Here is a 15,310-nt window from a genome sequence, read left to right as displayed (position 1 = left end):
CGGGGGACCCGGACCCCACCGCAGCGGGGGGCGAGGGGGACGGTCAGCGACTGCGGCCTCGGCGGAAGAAGACGGACGAGAGCTGGACGGCGACGCTGGGCGGGTGCCTCCACGCGCTCGTCATCGGCCTCGTCGTCGGCCTGCTGGGATCCCTCCAGCACCTCAACGCGACCGCCGTCGCGATCGCGGGCCAGCCGGTCATCCTCCCGTGGGGGCTGGGATTGTCGCTGCTGCTGACGATCGCCGCGCTGTGGCACATCACCGCGCTCTACCGGTCGACGATCGTGACCGTCACCCTCGCCGCGGTCGTGTCGATCGTGAGCTTCGCGTTCGCCCAGCCGCAGCTGTGGCCGGGGCAGGACCTCATCGTGACCGGCTCGCTGCGTTCGCTCACGTGGCTCTTCGCCCCCATGCTGCTGGCGGCCGTCATCGTCTTCGTGCGTCCCGCGCGGCGGCGCGTGTAGTACATTTCTCGTGATCTCCAGCGGTGCCCGCCGCTGGCACCGGATCGGGAAGTGCAGGACGCCGCGCATGACACAGGAGACCGCAGGCAGGACGAGGCCGTGGTGGCTCATCATCGGCTCGGCCGTCGCCGTCCTGCTGGCCGGCGCGTACGTGCTGCTGGCCGCGTGGCAGTCCACCGCGGCCCCGTCCGGTGCGCAGTCGATGGGCGTCGACATCGGCGGGATGGACCGTGAGCAGGCGGCGACCGCGCTGACCGACGGTCTGGGGGAGACCCCGCAGCAGGAGGTGGCCGTCGTCGCGGGCGAATCGTCCGCGACCTTCGACCCGGAGGACGCGGGACTGGGCGTCGACATCGACGCGACCGTCGACTCCGCCCTGGGATTCTCCCTGGACCCCCGCGTCGTCTGGTCGCGCCTCTTCGAGGACGAGGAGATCGCGCCGGTCCTCGACATCGACGAGGACGCGCTGGGGCCCGTGCTGGAGTCGACGGCGGAGGACCTCACCCTGGAGCCCGTCGACGCGCAGCTCGAGTACGACGAGGACCGGGCCGCGATCGTGACGAAGGGCGAGGACGGGATCGTCGTAGCGGATGCCGCCCTGCGCGAGGCGATCGAGCAGCAGTGGCTGCGCGCGGACGAGGTGACCGTCGATCCGGTCGCCACGGAGCCGGACATCACGACGGAGGAGGCGGAGCGGGTGCGGTCGGATGTGGCCGAGCCCGCGGTCTCCGACGCCGTGACCCTCGAGGCGACGGACCCGGACGGGGAGACGCAGGAGATGGAGGTGCCCGCGCAGACGATCGCCGGTCTCCTGTCGTTCGAGCCGCAGGACGGGACGCTCGCCCCGGTTCTCGACGCCGGCGCTCTCACGGAGGCGGTCTTCGAGGCGAACCCGGACGTGGGCCAGGCCCCCACGGACGCGAGCTTCGACATCGACGGCGACGACCTCACGGTCGTGCCGGCCTCCAGTGGTCTGGGCGCGGAGGAGGACGCGGTGGCGGATGCGGTCGCAGAGGCGATGACCGCGGACGACCGCAGTGGGGAGATCGAGCTGACGGAGGAGGAGCCGGAGTTCACGACGGAGGACGCGGAGGACGCGGACTTCTCCGACACGATCGCGGAGTTCTCCACCTCGTACGACTCCGACCCCAACCGTGACACGAACCTGCGCGTGTCGACGGACCGGGTGAGGGGCACCGTGCTGCTGCCCGGTGAGCAGTTCTCCCTCAACGAGACGCTGGGTCAGCGGACCGCCGCGAACGGCTACAAGCCGGCGGGCGTCATCATGGACGGCCAGATGAAGGAGGACTACGGCGGCGGGATCTCGCAGGTGTCGACGACTCTGTTCAACGCCGCGTTCTTCGCGGGCTTCGACCTGGACGAGCACCGAGCGCACTCGCGCTACATCTCCCGCTATCCGGAGGGCCGCGAGACGACGATCGACTGGACGTCGATCGACCTCAAGTTCACGAACACCTCCGACGAGCCGGTCGTGCTGGACATGAGCCTGTCCGGGGGCGAAGTCCACGCCCGCGTGCTGGGCGTCAAGACGGTCGAGGTCGAGGCCGGCGCCTCCGACCGCTTCGCCTACACCTCGCCGGGCACGGTGCGGGAATCCGGCCCGTCCTGCACCCCGCAGTCACCGGGGGAGGGCTGGTCCATCACGATCTATCGCACGATCCGCGACGCGGACAGCGGGGACGTCGTGCAGGAGGACGACTTCACGACCGTCTACCGGCCGGTCAACCGCGTCGTCTGCGAGGACTGACTGGGCGATCGTCAGCGGCGGGCGTACCAGCTGCGCTGGGCGACCGTCGCGCCCACAGACTCGAAGAGGGCCAGGGACGCCGTGTTGTCCGCCTCCACATCGACGAGGTAGGAGCGCACGCCCCGGCGGCGGCGGTCGCGAGCGCGGCGCGCACGGTCGCGCGGCCGGCACCGCGACGGCGCAGCCGGGGGTGCGTGACGAGGTTCGTCACGACCGCCCAGCGATTCACCTCCGCCAGTCGGCACGCGGCGACCGGGCTGCGCGAGCCGTCCGGATGATGCGCCCACGCGGACACGAACTGGACCTGCTCGCCGGAGGTGAGCAGGCGGGTGAACGCCGCGCGGTCGGGCGCCTGCGGATCGCGCCCCAGAGCTGTCACGAGATCCTCCGACGGCTCGTCCTCCACGTGGATCGTGAGGCCGGGCAGCGCCGCGTCCGTCGCACGGGTCGCACCGGCGGCGGCCTCGCGCGTGGCCCCCGTCAGCAGGAGGACCGGAGCCGAGGGGGTGAACCCGCGCTCGCGCAGCAGCGGCCCCAGCTCCGCGCAGGCGGGGTCGAGCGCGGCACCCGCATCCGCGGAGTAGATCTGGATCTGAGGGCTCAGCCCGCGCGCGGCATACCAGGCCTCGACGGCGTCGAGGGCCTGTGCGGCGGGCATCCCCGGCGCGTCGAGCGGCAGGGCGGAGGACGCCCGGCGCGAGGGCGAGTCCGCTTCCGCCCGCAGCAGCCAGCCGGTCTGGACGAAGTCGGTCGACCCCTCCGCCTCCGCGCGCACGTTGTCCGCGTGGAGCCACGTGCTCTGCGGGGGGAGCCAGGCGGCGGCGGAGATGCGGCGCAGGTCGACGGCGGACAGGGTCCGGTGCGGTTGTCCCGTGCGGACCGGTGCGGGCGGGACCTCGTGGGCGACGAGGATCGACTCCCGGTCGACGACGACCGGTCCGCGCTTCGTCCGCACCGTGACGGTGAGTTCCGTCACGTCGTCGACGAGTCCCAGCGCGTCCGTCGCCCCGTCGCCACTGCGGTACCTCAGGACGACGCGGATTCCGGGACGCAGCTCCATGGACTGACCTCTGCTTCGACTGTTCGTCGCGGTGCGCGACGGGGGTGGGGCCACTCCACTCTAGGGGAGTACCCTGGTGAGGAGTGGATCCGGAGCCATAGGAGAAGTGACAGTGACATACGTCATCGCGCAGCCGTGTGTGGACCTCAAGGACAAGGCGTGCATCGACGAATGTCCCGTGGACTGCATCTACGAGGGCGAGCGGATGCTCTACATCCACCCCGATGAGTGCGTGGACTGCGGGGCCTGCGAGCCGGTCTGCCCGGTCGAGGCGATCTACTACGAGGACGATGTGCCGGAGGAGTGGGCGGAGTACTACACCGCCAACGTGGACTTCTTCGACGATCTGGGCTCGCCCGGCGGCGCCGCGAAGGTGGGCAACACGGGGACCGATCACCCGATCATCGCAGCCCTGCCCCCGCAGAACCAGGACTGAGCCCCGTGACGCAGACGGGATTCGGCCTGTCCCTGCCCGACTACCCGTGGGACACCCTCGCGCCCTACCGCGCGACCGCGGACGCGCACCCCGGCGGCGTCTGCGACCTGTCGATCGGCACGCCCGTCGATCCCACCCCGCCCGTCATCCGCGAGGCGCTGGCCGCCGCCGCGGACTGGCCCGGCTACCCCGCGACCGCGGGCACCCCGCAGCTGCGCGGTGCGATCGCGGACTGGTACGCCCGGGTCTTCGGTGCGACCCTCGATCCCGCGACGCAGGTGCTGCCGCTCGTGGGCTCGAAGGAGGCCGTCGCCTGGCTGCCCACCCTCCTGGGTCTGGCCGGTCGGGGTCTGGCGGTCGCGCATCCGGCCGCGGCGTACCCCACCTACGCGATGGGGGCGACGCTCGCCGGTGTCGAGGCGCGGGTGCTGGACGTCGACGACATCGTGGCCGGAGCGTCCCTGGAGGGCGTGGGTCTTCTGTGGATCAACTCGCCGGGCAATCCCACCGGCCGCGTGCTCGACCCCGCGACGCTGCGGGCGGTCGTCCAGCGGACGCGGGAGGCCGGCGTCGTCCTCGCCTCGGACGAGTGCTACGCGCGCCTGGGTTGGGAGGGCGAGGAGACCGCACCCGGCATCCTCGACCCCCGCGTCGTGGGCGAGGACCACACGGGCGTGCTGTCCGTGTACTCCCTGTCGAAGCAGTCCAATCTGGCCGGCTACCGCGCCGCGTTCCTCGCAGGCGACCCGGCTCTCGTGGGGCCGCTCACCACTGCGCGCAAGCACGCGGGGATGATCATGCCGGGGCCCGTGCAGGCCGCCGCGATCGCGGCGCTGCAGGACGAAGAGCATGTCCGGGAGCAGAAGGAGCACTACCGCGCCCGGCGCGCGGTGCTGCGTCCGGCGGTCGAGGCCTTCGGCGTGCGCATCGATCATTCGGAGGCGGGTCTCTACCTGTGGGCGACCCGGGACGAGGACTGCTGGGACACGATCGAGGCCCTCGCGCAGCGGGGGATCATCGCCGGTCCCGGTGCGTTCTACGGCGAGGCCGGCGCGCGCCACGTGCGCATCGCCCTCACGGCGTCGGACGACGTGATCCGGGAGGCGGCGGACCGCCTGCGCGGCTGACGCGGCAGCGGGTCGCCGGGCGCGATTGGCGTATTATACACCCTCGCCCGGTGATTTCGTGCCGTGCGGACAGTTCGGCTAGTCTGCAGAAGACTTTGAATCCATACTCAGCTTCTGCTGGGGAACATCCAAGCCCGGCCACCGCCGGGACACGAAGATGAGAGGTACCCGCATGACGAAGGATGCTGTGCTTCGCACGAGCGACCAGGAGCTGGAACTCGACCTCGTCGAGGCCGTGGAGGGCAACGACGGTCTGCGGATCAACTCGCTGCTGAGCTCGACGGGTCAGGTCACCTACGATCCCGGTTTCGCGAACACCGCGTCGCTGTCGTCGGCGATCACGTACATCGACGGGGATGAGGGCATCCTCCGCTACCGCGGCTACGACATCGCGGAGTTGACGGAGAAGTCGTCGTTCGTCGAGGTGTCCTACCTGCTCATCTACGGCGAGCTGCCCACACCGCAGCAGCTGGCGGACTTCGATTCGACGCTGCGCGAGCACACGCTGCTGCACGAGGACATGCGCCGGTTCTTCCAGGCCTTCCCCTACGACGCGCACCCCATGCCCATGGTGTCGTCCGCGATCGCCGCGCTGTCGACCTTCTACCAGGGCAGCCTCTCCGTCACGGACGAGGAGCAGATCGACATCTCGACCGCGCGCCTCCTGGCGAAGATGCCCACGATCGCGGCGTTCGCGCACCGCCACTCGGAGGGCCTGCCGGTCGTGTTCCCGGACAACGACCTGGGCCTCGTGGAGAACTTCCTCCGCGTGAACTTCGGCTTCCCCTCGGAGCCGTACGAGATCGACCCGCTGGCGCTGCGCGCGCTCGACCAGCTCTTCATCCTGCACGCGGACCACGAGCAGAACTGCTCGACCTCGACCGTCCGCCTCGTGGGCTCGTCGCAGGCGAACCTCTACCAGTCGATCTCCGCCGGCATCAACGCGCTGGCAGGTCCGCTGCACGGCGGCGCCAACTCCGCGGTCCTCGAGATGCTCGAGGAGATCCAGCGGTCGGACGATGGCCCCGCGAAGTTCATGGAGCGGGTGAAGAACAAGGAGGACGGCGTCCGCCTCATGGGCTTCGGTCACCGCGTCTACAAGAACTACGATCCGCGCGCTACGATCATCAAGAAGACGGCGGACGAGGTCCTGGAGAAGCTGGGCGGCAACGACGAGATGCTCGAGCTGGCCAAGAGCCTCGAGGAGATCGCGCTGGCCGACGACTACTTCGTCGAGCGGAAGCTGTATCCGAACGTCGACTTCTACACCGGCCTCATCTACAAGGCGCTGGGCTTCCCCACGAACATGTTCACCGTGCTGTTCGCCGTGGGTCGCCTGCCGGGCTGGATCGCCCAGTGGCGCGAGGCCGCGAAGGACCCGGAGACGAAGATCGGCCGTCCGCGCCAGATCTACACCGGTTCCGCCGCGCGCTCGTACGTGCCCGCCGACAAGCGCTGAGGCTCACCGCGCAAGCGCCTGGGCGCTCCGCGCCGGCAGAGACGTGCTGACGCGCTGACCGCCGCGGTCTGACCGCACGCCGTGGTCCCATCGCACGACGCGGTCCCAACGCACGAACGGCCCTGGACTCCCACCCACGTGGGGATCCAGGGCCGTACCGCACGTCCCCGCGCGGACGAGTGTCACGTACCGCACGTCCCCGCGCGGACGAGTGTCACGTACCGCACGTCCCCGCGGGGACGCGAGGGGTGGCCTGAAGGCCACACACGCCGACACGAGTGTCCGCCCCGCGACTCACGTTGCGTTTCACAGACCGAATCGGTCTGTGAAACGCAACCTGAATCGCGGCACGCTGTGCAGAGCCGGGAATGCGGTTGCGGGCGACTCCTGACGCGTCCCACGGGGACGCGCGGCGTCCCACAACTCGTTGAGGTGTACGTCCACGCCCCGAATTCGCTTGGAATGAGGCCTGTACGTACACCTCAACGCAGTGGAGGCGCGATTGGTCGGATGGGAGAGCGCAGGTGCGTGGATGAGAGTGTGCGGGTGGCCGGACCGGACTCACACTGGCATCGGCCGTTCCGCGTCCTCGCGGGGACGTGTCACCGTGCCGGGTCGTGGGGTCCGTATGTGAGGCGGCGCAGCAGCCTCTCCGCCGGTCCGCGGGCGTTCCGTGCGTCCATCACGGCCGCGATGACCACGGACAGCAGCCACACGCCCACCGCGATCGCGAAGGCGATCGCCGTCCCCACGTGCTGTCCCAGGCCGAAGCCCCACGCCGTCAGCAGCGGGGCGAAGAGGACGGACTGGAGCAGGTAGAAGCTGAGCGACCGGCGGCCCACGCCGGCGACGGCTGCGGTGATGCGACCGGGCCGCGAGCCGATCCGCAGCGCGAGCAGGCCGAAAGCCGCGGCGTACCCGGCGCCGCCGGCCACACCCGTGAGCTGATCGAAGCCGGAGAGCATCCAGCTGTTCATGGCCGGCACGGGCAGGACGCCCGTGAACGCGAGCGCGGTGGGCAGTCCGCCCAGGGCTCCGATCGCGATGCCCCAGACGGCGATGCGGACCAGCGTGCGCCGGTGCGCGGCGGGATCGTCCAGCAGACCGCGCCGGGCGGCGATCCATCCCAGCACCATGGCCAGCGGGATCGTGAGCATGAGGACGCTGCCGATCGTCGTCCCGATCCACATCCCCGCACGGATGAGGGCGGCCAGTGCGTAGTTCGACTGTCCGGAGATCATGTCCGTGATCGATCCGCCCGCCTCCGTCGACCGGGAGATCTCCTCCTGCACCTCCGCGGGCAGGAGGAGCATGAGGAGCCCGATGACGAGGCCGCCCAGCGCGAAGAGCAGGAGGGCGCCGGCCAGCACCCACGACGTGATGCGCAGTGCCTTGTCGGAGCGCCGGAAGAGTGCTGCCCCCAGGATGAGCCCCGTGAGTCCGTACGCGCCCAGGATGTCTCCGTTGAACAGCAGCAGCGCGTGCACGAACCCGAACACCAGCAGCCAGAGGTGCCGCCGCAGCAGCATCCGGTCGACGATGCGGTCCGGGAAGCCGCGGGTGCCCCGGGACCGGGCGAACTGGACCATGCCGTAGCCGAAGAGGAACGCGAACATGGGGTAGATGCGCCCGTCGATGAAGACGAGTGAGACTGCGGCCAGCGCGGTGTCGAGCGGCCCGCCGTCCGTGGGATGCGCGGACATGAGGCCGGTGGGGTGGCCCCACAGGTGCCACGAGACATTCGCGATCGCGATGAGGAGGAGCATGAAGCCCCGGGCCAGGTCCGGGGCCAGCGCGCGGGGGAGCGGTTGCGCGGGCGGTGCAGGCGGGCCGGGCTGCGGCTGCTGAGCAGGTGGGCCAGGCCGCGGCGGCTGCTGCGCAGGTGGCACACCATGCGCGGGCGGCACAGAATGAGTGGGTGCAGACGCGTGAGAGGGCGGGTCCGTACTCATGGACCCACCGTCTCACGCGGGAACGGGGCGCGGGACGCTCCGCGCACGACGCTCAGCGCACGAACGCCCCCACCGCCCCTCACCGACTCAGTGCAGGTCGGGGTTGAGCTCGATGCCGCGGTCCGTGCGCGCCAGCGCCTCGACACCGCCGGTGCGGCCGTTGCGGCGCAGCAGGACGCCGTCCGCGCCGGACAGCTCGATCGCCTTGACGACGCGTCCGCGCTCCTCGACCAGTGCCACCGGGGTCCCGGCGGTCACGTAGAGGCCCGCCTCGACGATGCAGTTGTCGCCCAGCGAGATGCCGATGCCGGAGTTCGCGCCCAGCAGGGTGCCCGCGCCCACCGTGATGCGCAGCGAGTTGCCGCCGGACAGGGTGCCCATGATCGAGGCGCCGCCGCCCACGTCCGTGCCGTCGCCCACGACGACGCCCTGCGAGATGCGCCCCTCGATCATCGCCGAGCCCAGGGTGCCCGCGTTGAAGTTCACGAAGCCCTCGTGCATGACGACGGTCCCCTCGGCCAGGTGCGCGCCCAGGCGCACGCGGTCCGCGTCGCCGATCCGCACACCGGAGGGGACGACGAAGTCCGTCATGCGGGGGAACTTGTCGACCCCGTACACGGCGACCTGGCCGTCGCGGGCCATCAGCTTCGCGCGCACGACGTCGAAGCCCTCGACCGCGCACGCGCCCGAGGACGTCCACACGACGTTCGTGAGCTTCCCGAACAGGCCGTCGAGGCTGATCGAGTTGGGGGTGACGAGGCGGTGCGAGAGCGCGTGGAGGCGCAGGTAGCCGTCCGCGGCGTCCGCCGGGGCCTCGTCCAGGTCGATGACGGTCGTGACGACGTCCGTCGCGGTGCCGCGCGCCTCGTCCGCGCCCGCCAGAGCCTCGAGGTCAGCGGTGCTGAGCGCGCTCTGCGCGGAGGTCTGGGCGGCCTCGGCGGAGGTGCCCAGGACCGGTGCCGGGTACCAGACGGAGAGGACGTCGCTGCCATGGGTCGTGCGCAGGCCCACGCCTGCTGCGAATCGTGCTGTCATGCGTCCCAGCCTACCGGGCGGGGCGCCCCCGGTAGGCTGGCGGCATGACCTCCACCCCCTCGATCGCTGACCAGGATGCGGCGGGCCTGCTGGCCGCCTGCGACGACCCCGTCGAACTGACCGCCCGGCTGTGCGACCTGCCGTCCGTCTCCGGTGACGAGCGTCGCATCGCGGACGCGGTCGAGGCCGTCCTCCGGTCGATCTCCTCAGGCGACGGGCCCGCACTCACGATCGTGCGCGACGGCGATGCGCTCATCGCGCGCACGGAGCTGGGCCGGGACGAGCGGGTCCTCGTCGCCGGGCACCTCGACACGGTCCCGATCGAGGACAACGTGCCCTCCCGCCGCCGCATGGTGGACGGACGCGAGGTCGTGTGGGGCCGCGGTGCCTGCGACATGAAGGCCGGTGTCGCGATGCAGCTGGCCGTCGCGCACGCGCTGCGGGAACCCTCCCGCGACGTCACCTGGGTGTTCTACGACCATGAAGAGGTCGACGCGTCGCTCAACGGGCTGGGCCGCCTGGCTCGGAACCACCCGGAGCTGCTGGCCGCGGACCTCGCGATCCTGGGCGAGCCGTCCAACGCGGGCATCGAGGGCGGCTGCAACGGCACGATCCGCGTCGAGGTCACGACGACCGGCGTCCGCGCCCACTCCGCCCGCGCCTTCATGGGCGTCAACGCGATCCACGCCGCCGCTCCCATCCTCAGCACGCTCGCGGAGTACGAGCCGCAGACGGTCACGGTCGACGGCCTCGACTACCGCGAGTCGCTGTCCGCCGTGGGCATCAGCGGGGGAGTCGCCGGCAACGTCGTCCCGGACGAGTGCACCGTCCTCGTCAACTACCGCTTCGCCCCCTCGACCACGGGCCGGCAGGCGGAGGAGCACCTGCGCGGCCTCTTCCCCGGCCACGGGCTGCGCGTCGTCGACCTGTCCGAGGGCGCCCGCCCCGGCCTCGACCGCCCCATCGCCGCCCAGTTCGCGGCCGCGGTGGGCGGGACGGTCGCCCCCAAGCTGGGGTGGACGGACGTCGCCCGCTTCAGTGCGCTGGGCATCCCCGCCCTCAACTTCGGTCCCGGCGACCCGCTGTTCGCGCACCGCGCGGACGAGCACGTCCCCACCGCCGAGGTCGTGGCCGCCACCCGCGCCCTCCTCGCCTTCCTGCAGCCGGCTGCGGCGGGGAGCGCGGGATGACGGAGCGCAGCCGCATCAAGGGCGCTGTCACGCTGCGCGGGGCGCAGGTCCCGGACTGGACGTCGGACCAGCGGCTGCTGAACCGCGACACCGGCACGGACTGGGCGCACTCGGACCCGTGGCGGGTCCTGCGGATCCAGGCGGAGTTCGTTGAGGGCTTCGGCACCCTCGCCGAGCTGGGGCCCGCCGTCGCGGTGTTCGGCTCCGCCCGGCTGGGGGAGGGGACGGACGAGCACGCACTCGCCGTCGAGATCGCCCGGGGGATCGCGTCCCGCGGCGTGGGCGTCATCACCGGTGGGGGACCGGGCATCATGGAGGCCGGCAACCGGGGTGCGGCCCAGGCCGACGGCGTGTCCGTGGGCCTGGGCATCGAGCTGCCGTTCGAGGCCGGTCTCAACGACCACGTGAATCTGGGCATCGAGTTCCGCTACTTCTTCGTCCGCAAGACGATGTTCGTCAAGTACTCGCGCGGCTTCGTCGTCATGCCCGGCGGCTTCGGCACGCTCGACGAGCTCTTCGAGGCGCTCACGCTCGTCCAGACGGGCACGATCACCCGGTTCCCTATCGTCCTCGTGGGCAGTGGGTTCTGGGGCGGACTCGTCGAGTGGATCCGCACGACGCTCGTGGAGCGCGGGGTCATCGCGCCCGCGGACGTCGATCTCTTCACCGTCGTCGACACGGCGGAAGAGGCCCTCGCCGCACTGGGCGACTGCCTGCCGCCGGAGACCGCTGCATGAGCTCTCCGGCGGCCGGGCGGCCCGGGCCGCTGCGGATCGGGCCGCTGGAGGCGCGGGCGGGCCGACCCGTCGTCATGGCGGTCATCAACCGGTCCGTCGACTCCTTCCACGTCTCCGAGCCCACCGCGGGCTCGGCGGTCCGCGCCGCAGCCCACGCGCAGGAGGCGGGCGCCGCGATCGTCGACATCGGAGGCGTGCGCGCCGGCCGCGGCCCCCACGTGGGCGTGGAGGAGGAGATCGACCTCGTCTGCCCCATCATCGAGGCGATCCACTCCCAGCTGCCGGGCCTCGTCATCTCCGCGGACACGTACCGCGCACCGGTCGCCCGGGCCGCGGTCGCCGCGGGCGCCCGCATCGTGAACGACACGTGGGCGGGTGCGGACCCGGAGCTGCCGACCGTCGCCGCCGAGGCCGGGGCCGGCCTGGTCTGCTCGCACACCGGCGGGCTGGACCCGCGGACGGACGCCCACCGGAACCGCTACGGCCTGCTGCCGGACGACGTGGTGGATCATGCTCTGAGCGGCGTCCTCACGCTGGCCCGGCGCGCGCGGGAGGCGGGCATCCCGGCGGAACGGATCCTCCTGGACCCCACACCTGACTTCGGGAAGAACACCCGCCAGTCGCTCCTGCTGCTGCGGAGCATCGCGCGCTTCGCCGGACAGGGGATGCCGGTGCTGCTGGCGATCTCGCGGAAGGACTTCATCGGCGAGTCCGTCGATGCGACGACACCGGCCGCCCGTCTGCCGGCGACCCTGGCGGCGACGGCGTACGCGGTCGAGCACGGCGTCTCCGTCATCCGCGCGCACGATGTCGCGGAGACCGTCGACACGATCCGCATGATCGGGGCCATCACCGGCGAGGCGGAGCCGATGCGCAGCGTGCGCGGCCTGCGCTGACGGCACCGCGCGCTGTGAGACGATGAACCCATGCCGGTGTGGATCATCCTCGGAGTGTGTGCAGCTGTCTTCGTCCTCGTCGTGGCGGTCGCGGGTTCCCGCGGAGTCTTCGACGGCGCGATGGAGCAGGACGAGCCCGACCTCCCGCGAGTGGACCGTGCGCCCGCGGACGCCGGCGCGGCGGATCTGCGGGCGATCCGCTTCACCCCGGTCCTGTGGGGATACCGCCCTGCAGAGGTCGACCGGGCGATGGAGGTCCTGACGGCCCGCATCGCGGAGCTCGAGGACGCGGCACCCCGCACGTCGGCGGCTCCGCACACGTCGGCGGCTCCGCACACGTCGGCGGCTCCGCGCACCTCGGCGGATTCCGCACCCGGCGCGCAGGCCGCACCCGGCCCTGACACCGCACCCGGCCCGCGCACCGACTCGTGACCGCGGCCGCGTCGATGCGGGCGCACCGGTCCGGCCGCCGGGAGCCCCCGCTGCCGCCGGGTGAGGTCGCACCGGTCGTGCTGCCGCGCCTCTTCGACCGCACGCACCTGGTCCGCGCCGCGCGCGCCGTCCTCACCCTGCCGGTGTGGCTGCAGGCGCTGGCGGTCTACCTCGTGTCCCGCCTCATGGCGCTGGGCATCATGGCGATGGTCGTGCGCACGCAGCCGGACTCGCCGTGGACGACCGGCACGCGGACCTCACTCAACGACTTCCTCAACTTCTGGGACGGCGGCTGGTACAGGCGGATCGCAGAGGAGGGCTACCCGACCGCGCTGCCGGTGTACGAGACCGGCGAGATCGCGCAGAACCAGTGGGCGTTCTACCCTCTGCACCCCCTCATGGTCCGCGACCTGTCCGCCCTGACCGGAGCGGACTTCGACACGGTCGCCCCCGTCCTCTCGACCGTCATGGCCGCGGCGGCGGCGATCGTGATCCTCATCCTCTTCCGCTCCGTCACGACCCACGGCCGTGCGCTCATGGGGCTGGCGCTCGTCCTCTTCTTCCCGGCCTCGCCCATCCTCAGCACCGCGTACGCGGAATCCCTGGCGCTGCTGCTGCAGGCGGTGGTCCTCCTGCTGATCGTGCGCCGCCAGTACCTCTGGGCGATCGGCCCTGTGTTCCTCCTGGCGCTGTCACGGCCGATCGGCGTGGCCGTCGCGTTCTTCCTCCTCATCCACCTCATCAGCCGCTTCCGCCGCAGGGGAACGGAGCCCTATCCGCTCCGCGAGGTCCTCACGTCGTGGACCCTGGGCGTCCTCTCCTGCGTCGCCGCGCTCGCCCACCCCCTCCACGCCTGGATCCGGACCGGGTCGCTCACCGCGTACACGGACACGGAGGCGGCGTGGCACACCGGGGAGACGCACATCCTCACCCAGTGGGTGACCGCCGGGGAGCGGTGGCTGGGTCCGCTCAGCGTCGTGGGCCTCCTCGTCCTGGTGGCCGGGATGATCGCGCTGCTCGTGTCGCCGGCCGGGCGGACGATGGGGTCGACGATGCAGCAGTTCTGCTGGGGCTACGGGATCTATCTGCTCCTCTTCTTCACCCCGCAGACCTCGACGCTGCGGCTCCTGCTGCCCCTGTTCCCGCTGGCCCTGGCGCTCGCGGTCTCGCGGTCCTGGGCGGCCCGGACCTTCGTGCTGAGCGCCTTCGCCGTCCTCCAGGTCGTCTGGGTGGGGTGGCTGTGGCACTTCACCCCGCCCGGCGATCTGCCGCCGTGACGCGCTCGGATGACGGCGGAACAGGCGGATTCCGTGCGGATGGTGGATAATCGTGTCTGACAGCTTTTCGATGTGAAGGGATGCTCCCATGGCAGCACAGAAGCCCCGCACGGGCGATGGACCTCTCGAGGTGACCAAGGAGGGCCGCAGCATGGTGCTGCGGCTGCCCGTCGAAGGAGGCGGACGTCTCGTCATCGAGATCAGCCCGGATGAGGCGACGGCGCTCCGCGACACCCTCGCAGAGGCGCTCGGGGACTGAGCCCCACGGCCCAGGCGCATCCCGGCCCCCGCACGCGTGAGCGAGCGGGGGCCGGTGTCGTCTGCGGCGGGGTCAGTGCTTCCGAAGCACCAGCATCCCGTCGTCGATGGGCAGGAGCAGACGGGTGAGGTCGCCCCGCCGGGCCAGCCCCTGCAGCAGCTCCCGCAGCGCGCGGACGCGGGGCGTGCGGACCGTCGGGTCCGCGACCGCGCCGCCCAGCAGAGCCTGATCGAGGATGAGGACGCCACCGGGCTCCAGCCGCTCGAGGGCCAGCGGCACGACGGCCGGTGCGTGGAGGGGACCCGCGTCGACGTGGACGAGGTCGTAGGCGGCCACTGACAGTCGTGCCAGCACGTCCTCCGCGCGCCCCGTGATCATCCGCACCCGGTGACCGGCCAGATCCGCGTGGACGATGAGCTCCCGGGCGACCGCCTGCGCCTCCGCGTCCGTGTCGATCGACGTGAGGATGCCGGAGCGGCTCATCCCGCGCAGCAGCGCAAGGGTGCCCGCGCCCGTGCCGGTGCCCACCTCGATCGCGGCGGCGGGGTTCAGCAGGGAGGTGAGGAACGTGAGCGTCGCGCTGGAGGTGGGCGGCAGCGGCCGGCGCCGGTGCTCCTGCGCGATCGAGCGCGCGGCGTCGTCCACGGCGTCGGTGCCGTTGTACTGCTCTGCCATCCGCGCATTGGCGGCCCAATCGCGGGACATGCGTGACTCCTCTCGGTGCGGTCAGTCTAGTCCCGGCCGGCGGTCCGGTCCGCGCTCTGCCCGGTCGCGTCCTCCGGATCAGCGACTGCGTCCTCCGGATCGTCGACCGTGTCGTCGGGATCCGCGGCCGTGCCCCGGGGCGCGTCGTTCGGATCCGCCGGACCGGAGCCCTCCAGGTCCGCGAGCGCCATGTCGACGCTGCGGGCGTAGTCGTCCGGGTGCGGCGCGGCGAGACGCAGGTCGATCCGGCCGTCCGCCCGCAGGGGCGTGTCCTCCTCCCGCAGGTGCGGCAGGGCGCGCGCTCGCAGCGGGGGAGGGAACTCCCCGCGGGCGTTCGGCACCCGCCACCAGGCCACGGTCGCCCCGTGGACGCTCATGACGCGCCCCACGAAGCGTGCGGACGCACCGGCCGCGCGGCCCACCCGCCCGTACGGCAGCGCCTCGCCGGCGGGAATGGACTCGACGGCGCGCAGCACGCGCTCCACCTGCAACTCGTCCATGCGCCGCATCCTC

General features: G+C 71.8%; 15 protein-coding genes and 1 pseudogene. 11 read left to right on the top strand and 5 right to left on the bottom strand.

The annotated features are described in order from the left end of the window. Both HGBR_RS20270 and HGBR_RS14275 read left to right on the top strand, forming a co-directional pair. Window positions 1–464: pseudogene (locus tag HGBR_RS20270) on the top strand (hypothetical protein); the annotation flags it as partial. 67 nt (window positions 465–531) lie between these two features. After that, window positions 532–2,232, top strand: a complete 1,701-nt coding sequence (locus tag HGBR_RS14275) for a VanW family protein (protein ID WP_019160026.1) — start codon at window positions 532–534, stop codon at window positions 2,230–2,232. On the opposite strand, the gene HGBR_RS14270 is transcribed toward HGBR_RS14275, so the two are convergent. Further along, a complete protein-coding gene (locus HGBR_RS14270) occupies window positions 2,207–3,292 on the bottom strand; it encodes a hypothetical protein (RefSeq protein WP_026077618.1) in 1,086 nt (361 codons plus the stop codon). The genes HGBR_RS14275 and HGBR_RS14270 overlap by 26 nt on opposite strands. Before the next feature lie 112 nt (window positions 3,293–3,404). Between HGBR_RS14270 and fdxA the strand changes: the two genes are divergently transcribed. The 3 genes from fdxA to HGBR_RS14255 all read left to right on the top strand — a co-directional run bounded on the left by fdxA (window position 3,405) and on the right by HGBR_RS14255 (window position 6,314). Continuing rightward, a complete protein-coding gene (gene fdxA, locus HGBR_RS14265; protein ID WP_019160025.1) occupies window positions 3,405–3,728 on the top strand; it encodes a ferredoxin in 324 nt (107 codons plus the stop codon). Window positions 3,729–3,733: 5 nt separating this feature from the next. Continuing rightward, entirely contained in the window at window positions 3,734–4,855 is a 1,122-nt protein-coding gene (gene dapC / locus HGBR_RS14260) for a succinyldiaminopimelate transaminase (RefSeq protein WP_019160024.1), read from the top strand. A gap of 172 nt (window positions 4,856–5,027) precedes the next feature. Further along, window positions 5,028–6,314, top strand: coding sequence for a citrate synthase (locus HGBR_RS14255; protein ID WP_019160023.1), 1,287 nt, complete (start codon window positions 5,028–5,030; stop codon window positions 6,312–6,314). Between the two features lie 602 nt (window positions 6,315–6,916). Here the strand turns inward: HGBR_RS14255 and HGBR_RS18235 are convergent. Then, a complete protein-coding gene (locus tag HGBR_RS18235; RefSeq protein ID WP_019160022.1) occupies window positions 6,917–8,080 on the bottom strand; it encodes a DUF418 domain-containing protein in 1,164 nt (387 codons plus the stop codon). Between the two features lie 273 nt (window positions 8,081–8,353). Beyond that, window positions 8,354–9,301, bottom strand: a complete 948-nt coding sequence (dapD, locus tag HGBR_RS14245; RefSeq protein ID WP_026077617.1) for a 2,3,4,5-tetrahydropyridine-2,6-dicarboxylate N-succinyltransferase — start codon at window positions 9,299–9,301, stop codon at window positions 8,354–8,356. Window positions 9,302–9,345: 44 nt separating this feature from the next. On the opposite strand from dapD, the gene dapE reads away from it, so the two are divergent. From dapE to HGBR_RS19655, 6 genes are all read left to right on the top strand, one after another. Then, on the top strand, window positions 9,346–10,491 hold the full coding sequence (gene dapE, locus HGBR_RS14240) for a succinyl-diaminopimelate desuccinylase (RefSeq protein ID WP_019160020.1): 1,146 nt from the start codon (window positions 9,346–9,348) through the stop codon (window positions 10,489–10,491). After that, window positions 10,488–11,228: an LOG family protein gene (locus HGBR_RS14235; protein WP_019160019.1), complete on the top strand. Its 741-nt coding sequence runs from the start codon at window positions 10,488–10,490 to the stop codon at window positions 11,226–11,228. Before dapE ends, HGBR_RS14235 begins: the two co-directional genes overlap by 4 nt. Beyond that, window positions 11,225–12,124 carry a dihydropteroate synthase gene (gene folP / locus HGBR_RS14230; RefSeq protein ID WP_019160018.1) on the top strand — a complete coding sequence of 300 codons (900 nt, stop codon included), beginning with the start codon at window positions 11,225–11,227 and terminating at the stop codon, window positions 12,122–12,124. Before HGBR_RS14235 ends, folP begins: the two co-directional genes overlap by 4 nt. Window positions 12,125–12,154: 30 nt before the next feature. Continuing rightward, on the top strand, window positions 12,155–12,556 hold the full coding sequence (locus HGBR_RS19085; RefSeq protein WP_019160017.1) for a DivIVA domain-containing protein: 402 nt from the start codon (window positions 12,155–12,157) through the stop codon (window positions 12,554–12,556). Then, complete coding sequence (locus HGBR_RS14220; protein ID WP_019160016.1) at window positions 12,553–13,833, top strand: hypothetical protein; 1,281 nt, start codon at window positions 12,553–12,555, stop codon at window positions 13,831–13,833. The genes HGBR_RS19085 and HGBR_RS14220 overlap by 4 nt, the downstream gene beginning before the upstream one ends. An 88-nt stretch (window positions 13,834–13,921) precedes the next feature. After that, window positions 13,922–14,092, top strand: a complete 171-nt coding sequence (locus tag HGBR_RS19655) for a DUF3117 domain-containing protein (protein ID WP_019160015.1) — start codon at window positions 13,922–13,924, stop codon at window positions 14,090–14,092. A gap of 72 nt (window positions 14,093–14,164) precedes the next feature. Here the strand turns inward: HGBR_RS19655 and HGBR_RS14210 are convergent, their stop codons facing one another. Beyond that, window positions 14,165–14,797, bottom strand: a complete 633-nt coding sequence (locus HGBR_RS14210; RefSeq protein ID WP_019160014.1) for an O-methyltransferase — start codon at window positions 14,795–14,797, stop codon at window positions 14,165–14,167. Window positions 14,798–14,823: 26 nt separating this feature from the next. Next, a complete protein-coding gene (locus tag HGBR_RS19080) occupies window positions 14,824–15,297 on the bottom strand; it encodes an MGMT family protein (RefSeq protein WP_019160013.1) in 474 nt (157 codons plus the stop codon). Between the last annotated feature and the right edge of the window lie 13 nt (window positions 15,298–15,310).

The organism is Brevibacterium senegalense (assembly GCF_000285835.1).
Lineage (GTDB): Bacteria > Actinomycetota > Actinomycetes > Actinomycetales > Brevibacteriaceae > Brevibacterium > Brevibacterium senegalense.
The sequence above is the reverse complement of the archived record's forward strand: the minus strand, read 5'-3'. Positions and strand labels throughout refer to the sequence as shown.

Bases quoted from the DNA above. Each gene is read 5' to 3' on its own strand.
- HGBR_RS14275 (WP_019160026.1), top strand. From the start codon at position 532: ATGACACAGGAGACCGCAGGCAGGACGAGGCCGTGGTGGCTCATCATC.
- HGBR_RS14270 (WP_026077618.1), bottom strand. From the start codon at position 3,292: ATGGAGCTGCGTCCCGGAATCCGCGTCGTCCTGAGGTACCGCAGTGGC.
- HGBR_RS14255 (WP_019160023.1), top strand. From the start codon at position 5,028: ATGACGAAGGATGCTGTGCTTCGCACGAGCGACCAGGAGCTGGAACTC.
- HGBR_RS18235 (WP_019160022.1), bottom strand. From the start codon at position 8,080: ATGCTCCTCCTCATCGCGATCGCGAATGTCTCGTGGCACCTGTGGGGC.
- dapD (WP_026077617.1), bottom strand. From the start codon at position 9,301: ATGACAGCACGATTCGCAGCAGGCGTGGGCCTGCGCACGACCCATGGC.
- dapE (WP_019160020.1), top strand. From the start codon at position 9,346: ATGACCTCCACCCCCTCGATCGCTGACCAGGATGCGGCGGGCCTGCTG.
- HGBR_RS14235 (WP_019160019.1), top strand. From the start codon at position 10,488: ATGACGGAGCGCAGCCGCATCAAGGGCGCTGTCACGCTGCGCGGGGCG.
- folP (WP_019160018.1), top strand. From the start codon at position 11,225: ATGAGCTCTCCGGCGGCCGGGCGGCCCGGGCCGCTGCGGATCGGGCCG.
- HGBR_RS19085 (WP_019160017.1), top strand. From the start codon at position 12,155: ATGCCGGTGTGGATCATCCTCGGAGTGTGTGCAGCTGTCTTCGTCCTC.
- HGBR_RS19655 (WP_019160015.1), top strand. From the start codon at position 13,922: ATGGCAGCACAGAAGCCCCGCACGGGCGATGGACCTCTCGAGGTGACC.
- HGBR_RS14210 (WP_019160014.1), bottom strand. From the start codon at position 14,797: ATGTCCCGCGATTGGGCCGCCAATGCGCGGATGGCAGAGCAGTACAAC.
- HGBR_RS19080 (WP_019160013.1), bottom strand. From the start codon at position 15,297: ATGGACGAGTTGCAGGTGGAGCGCGTGCTGCGCGCCGTCGAGTCCATT.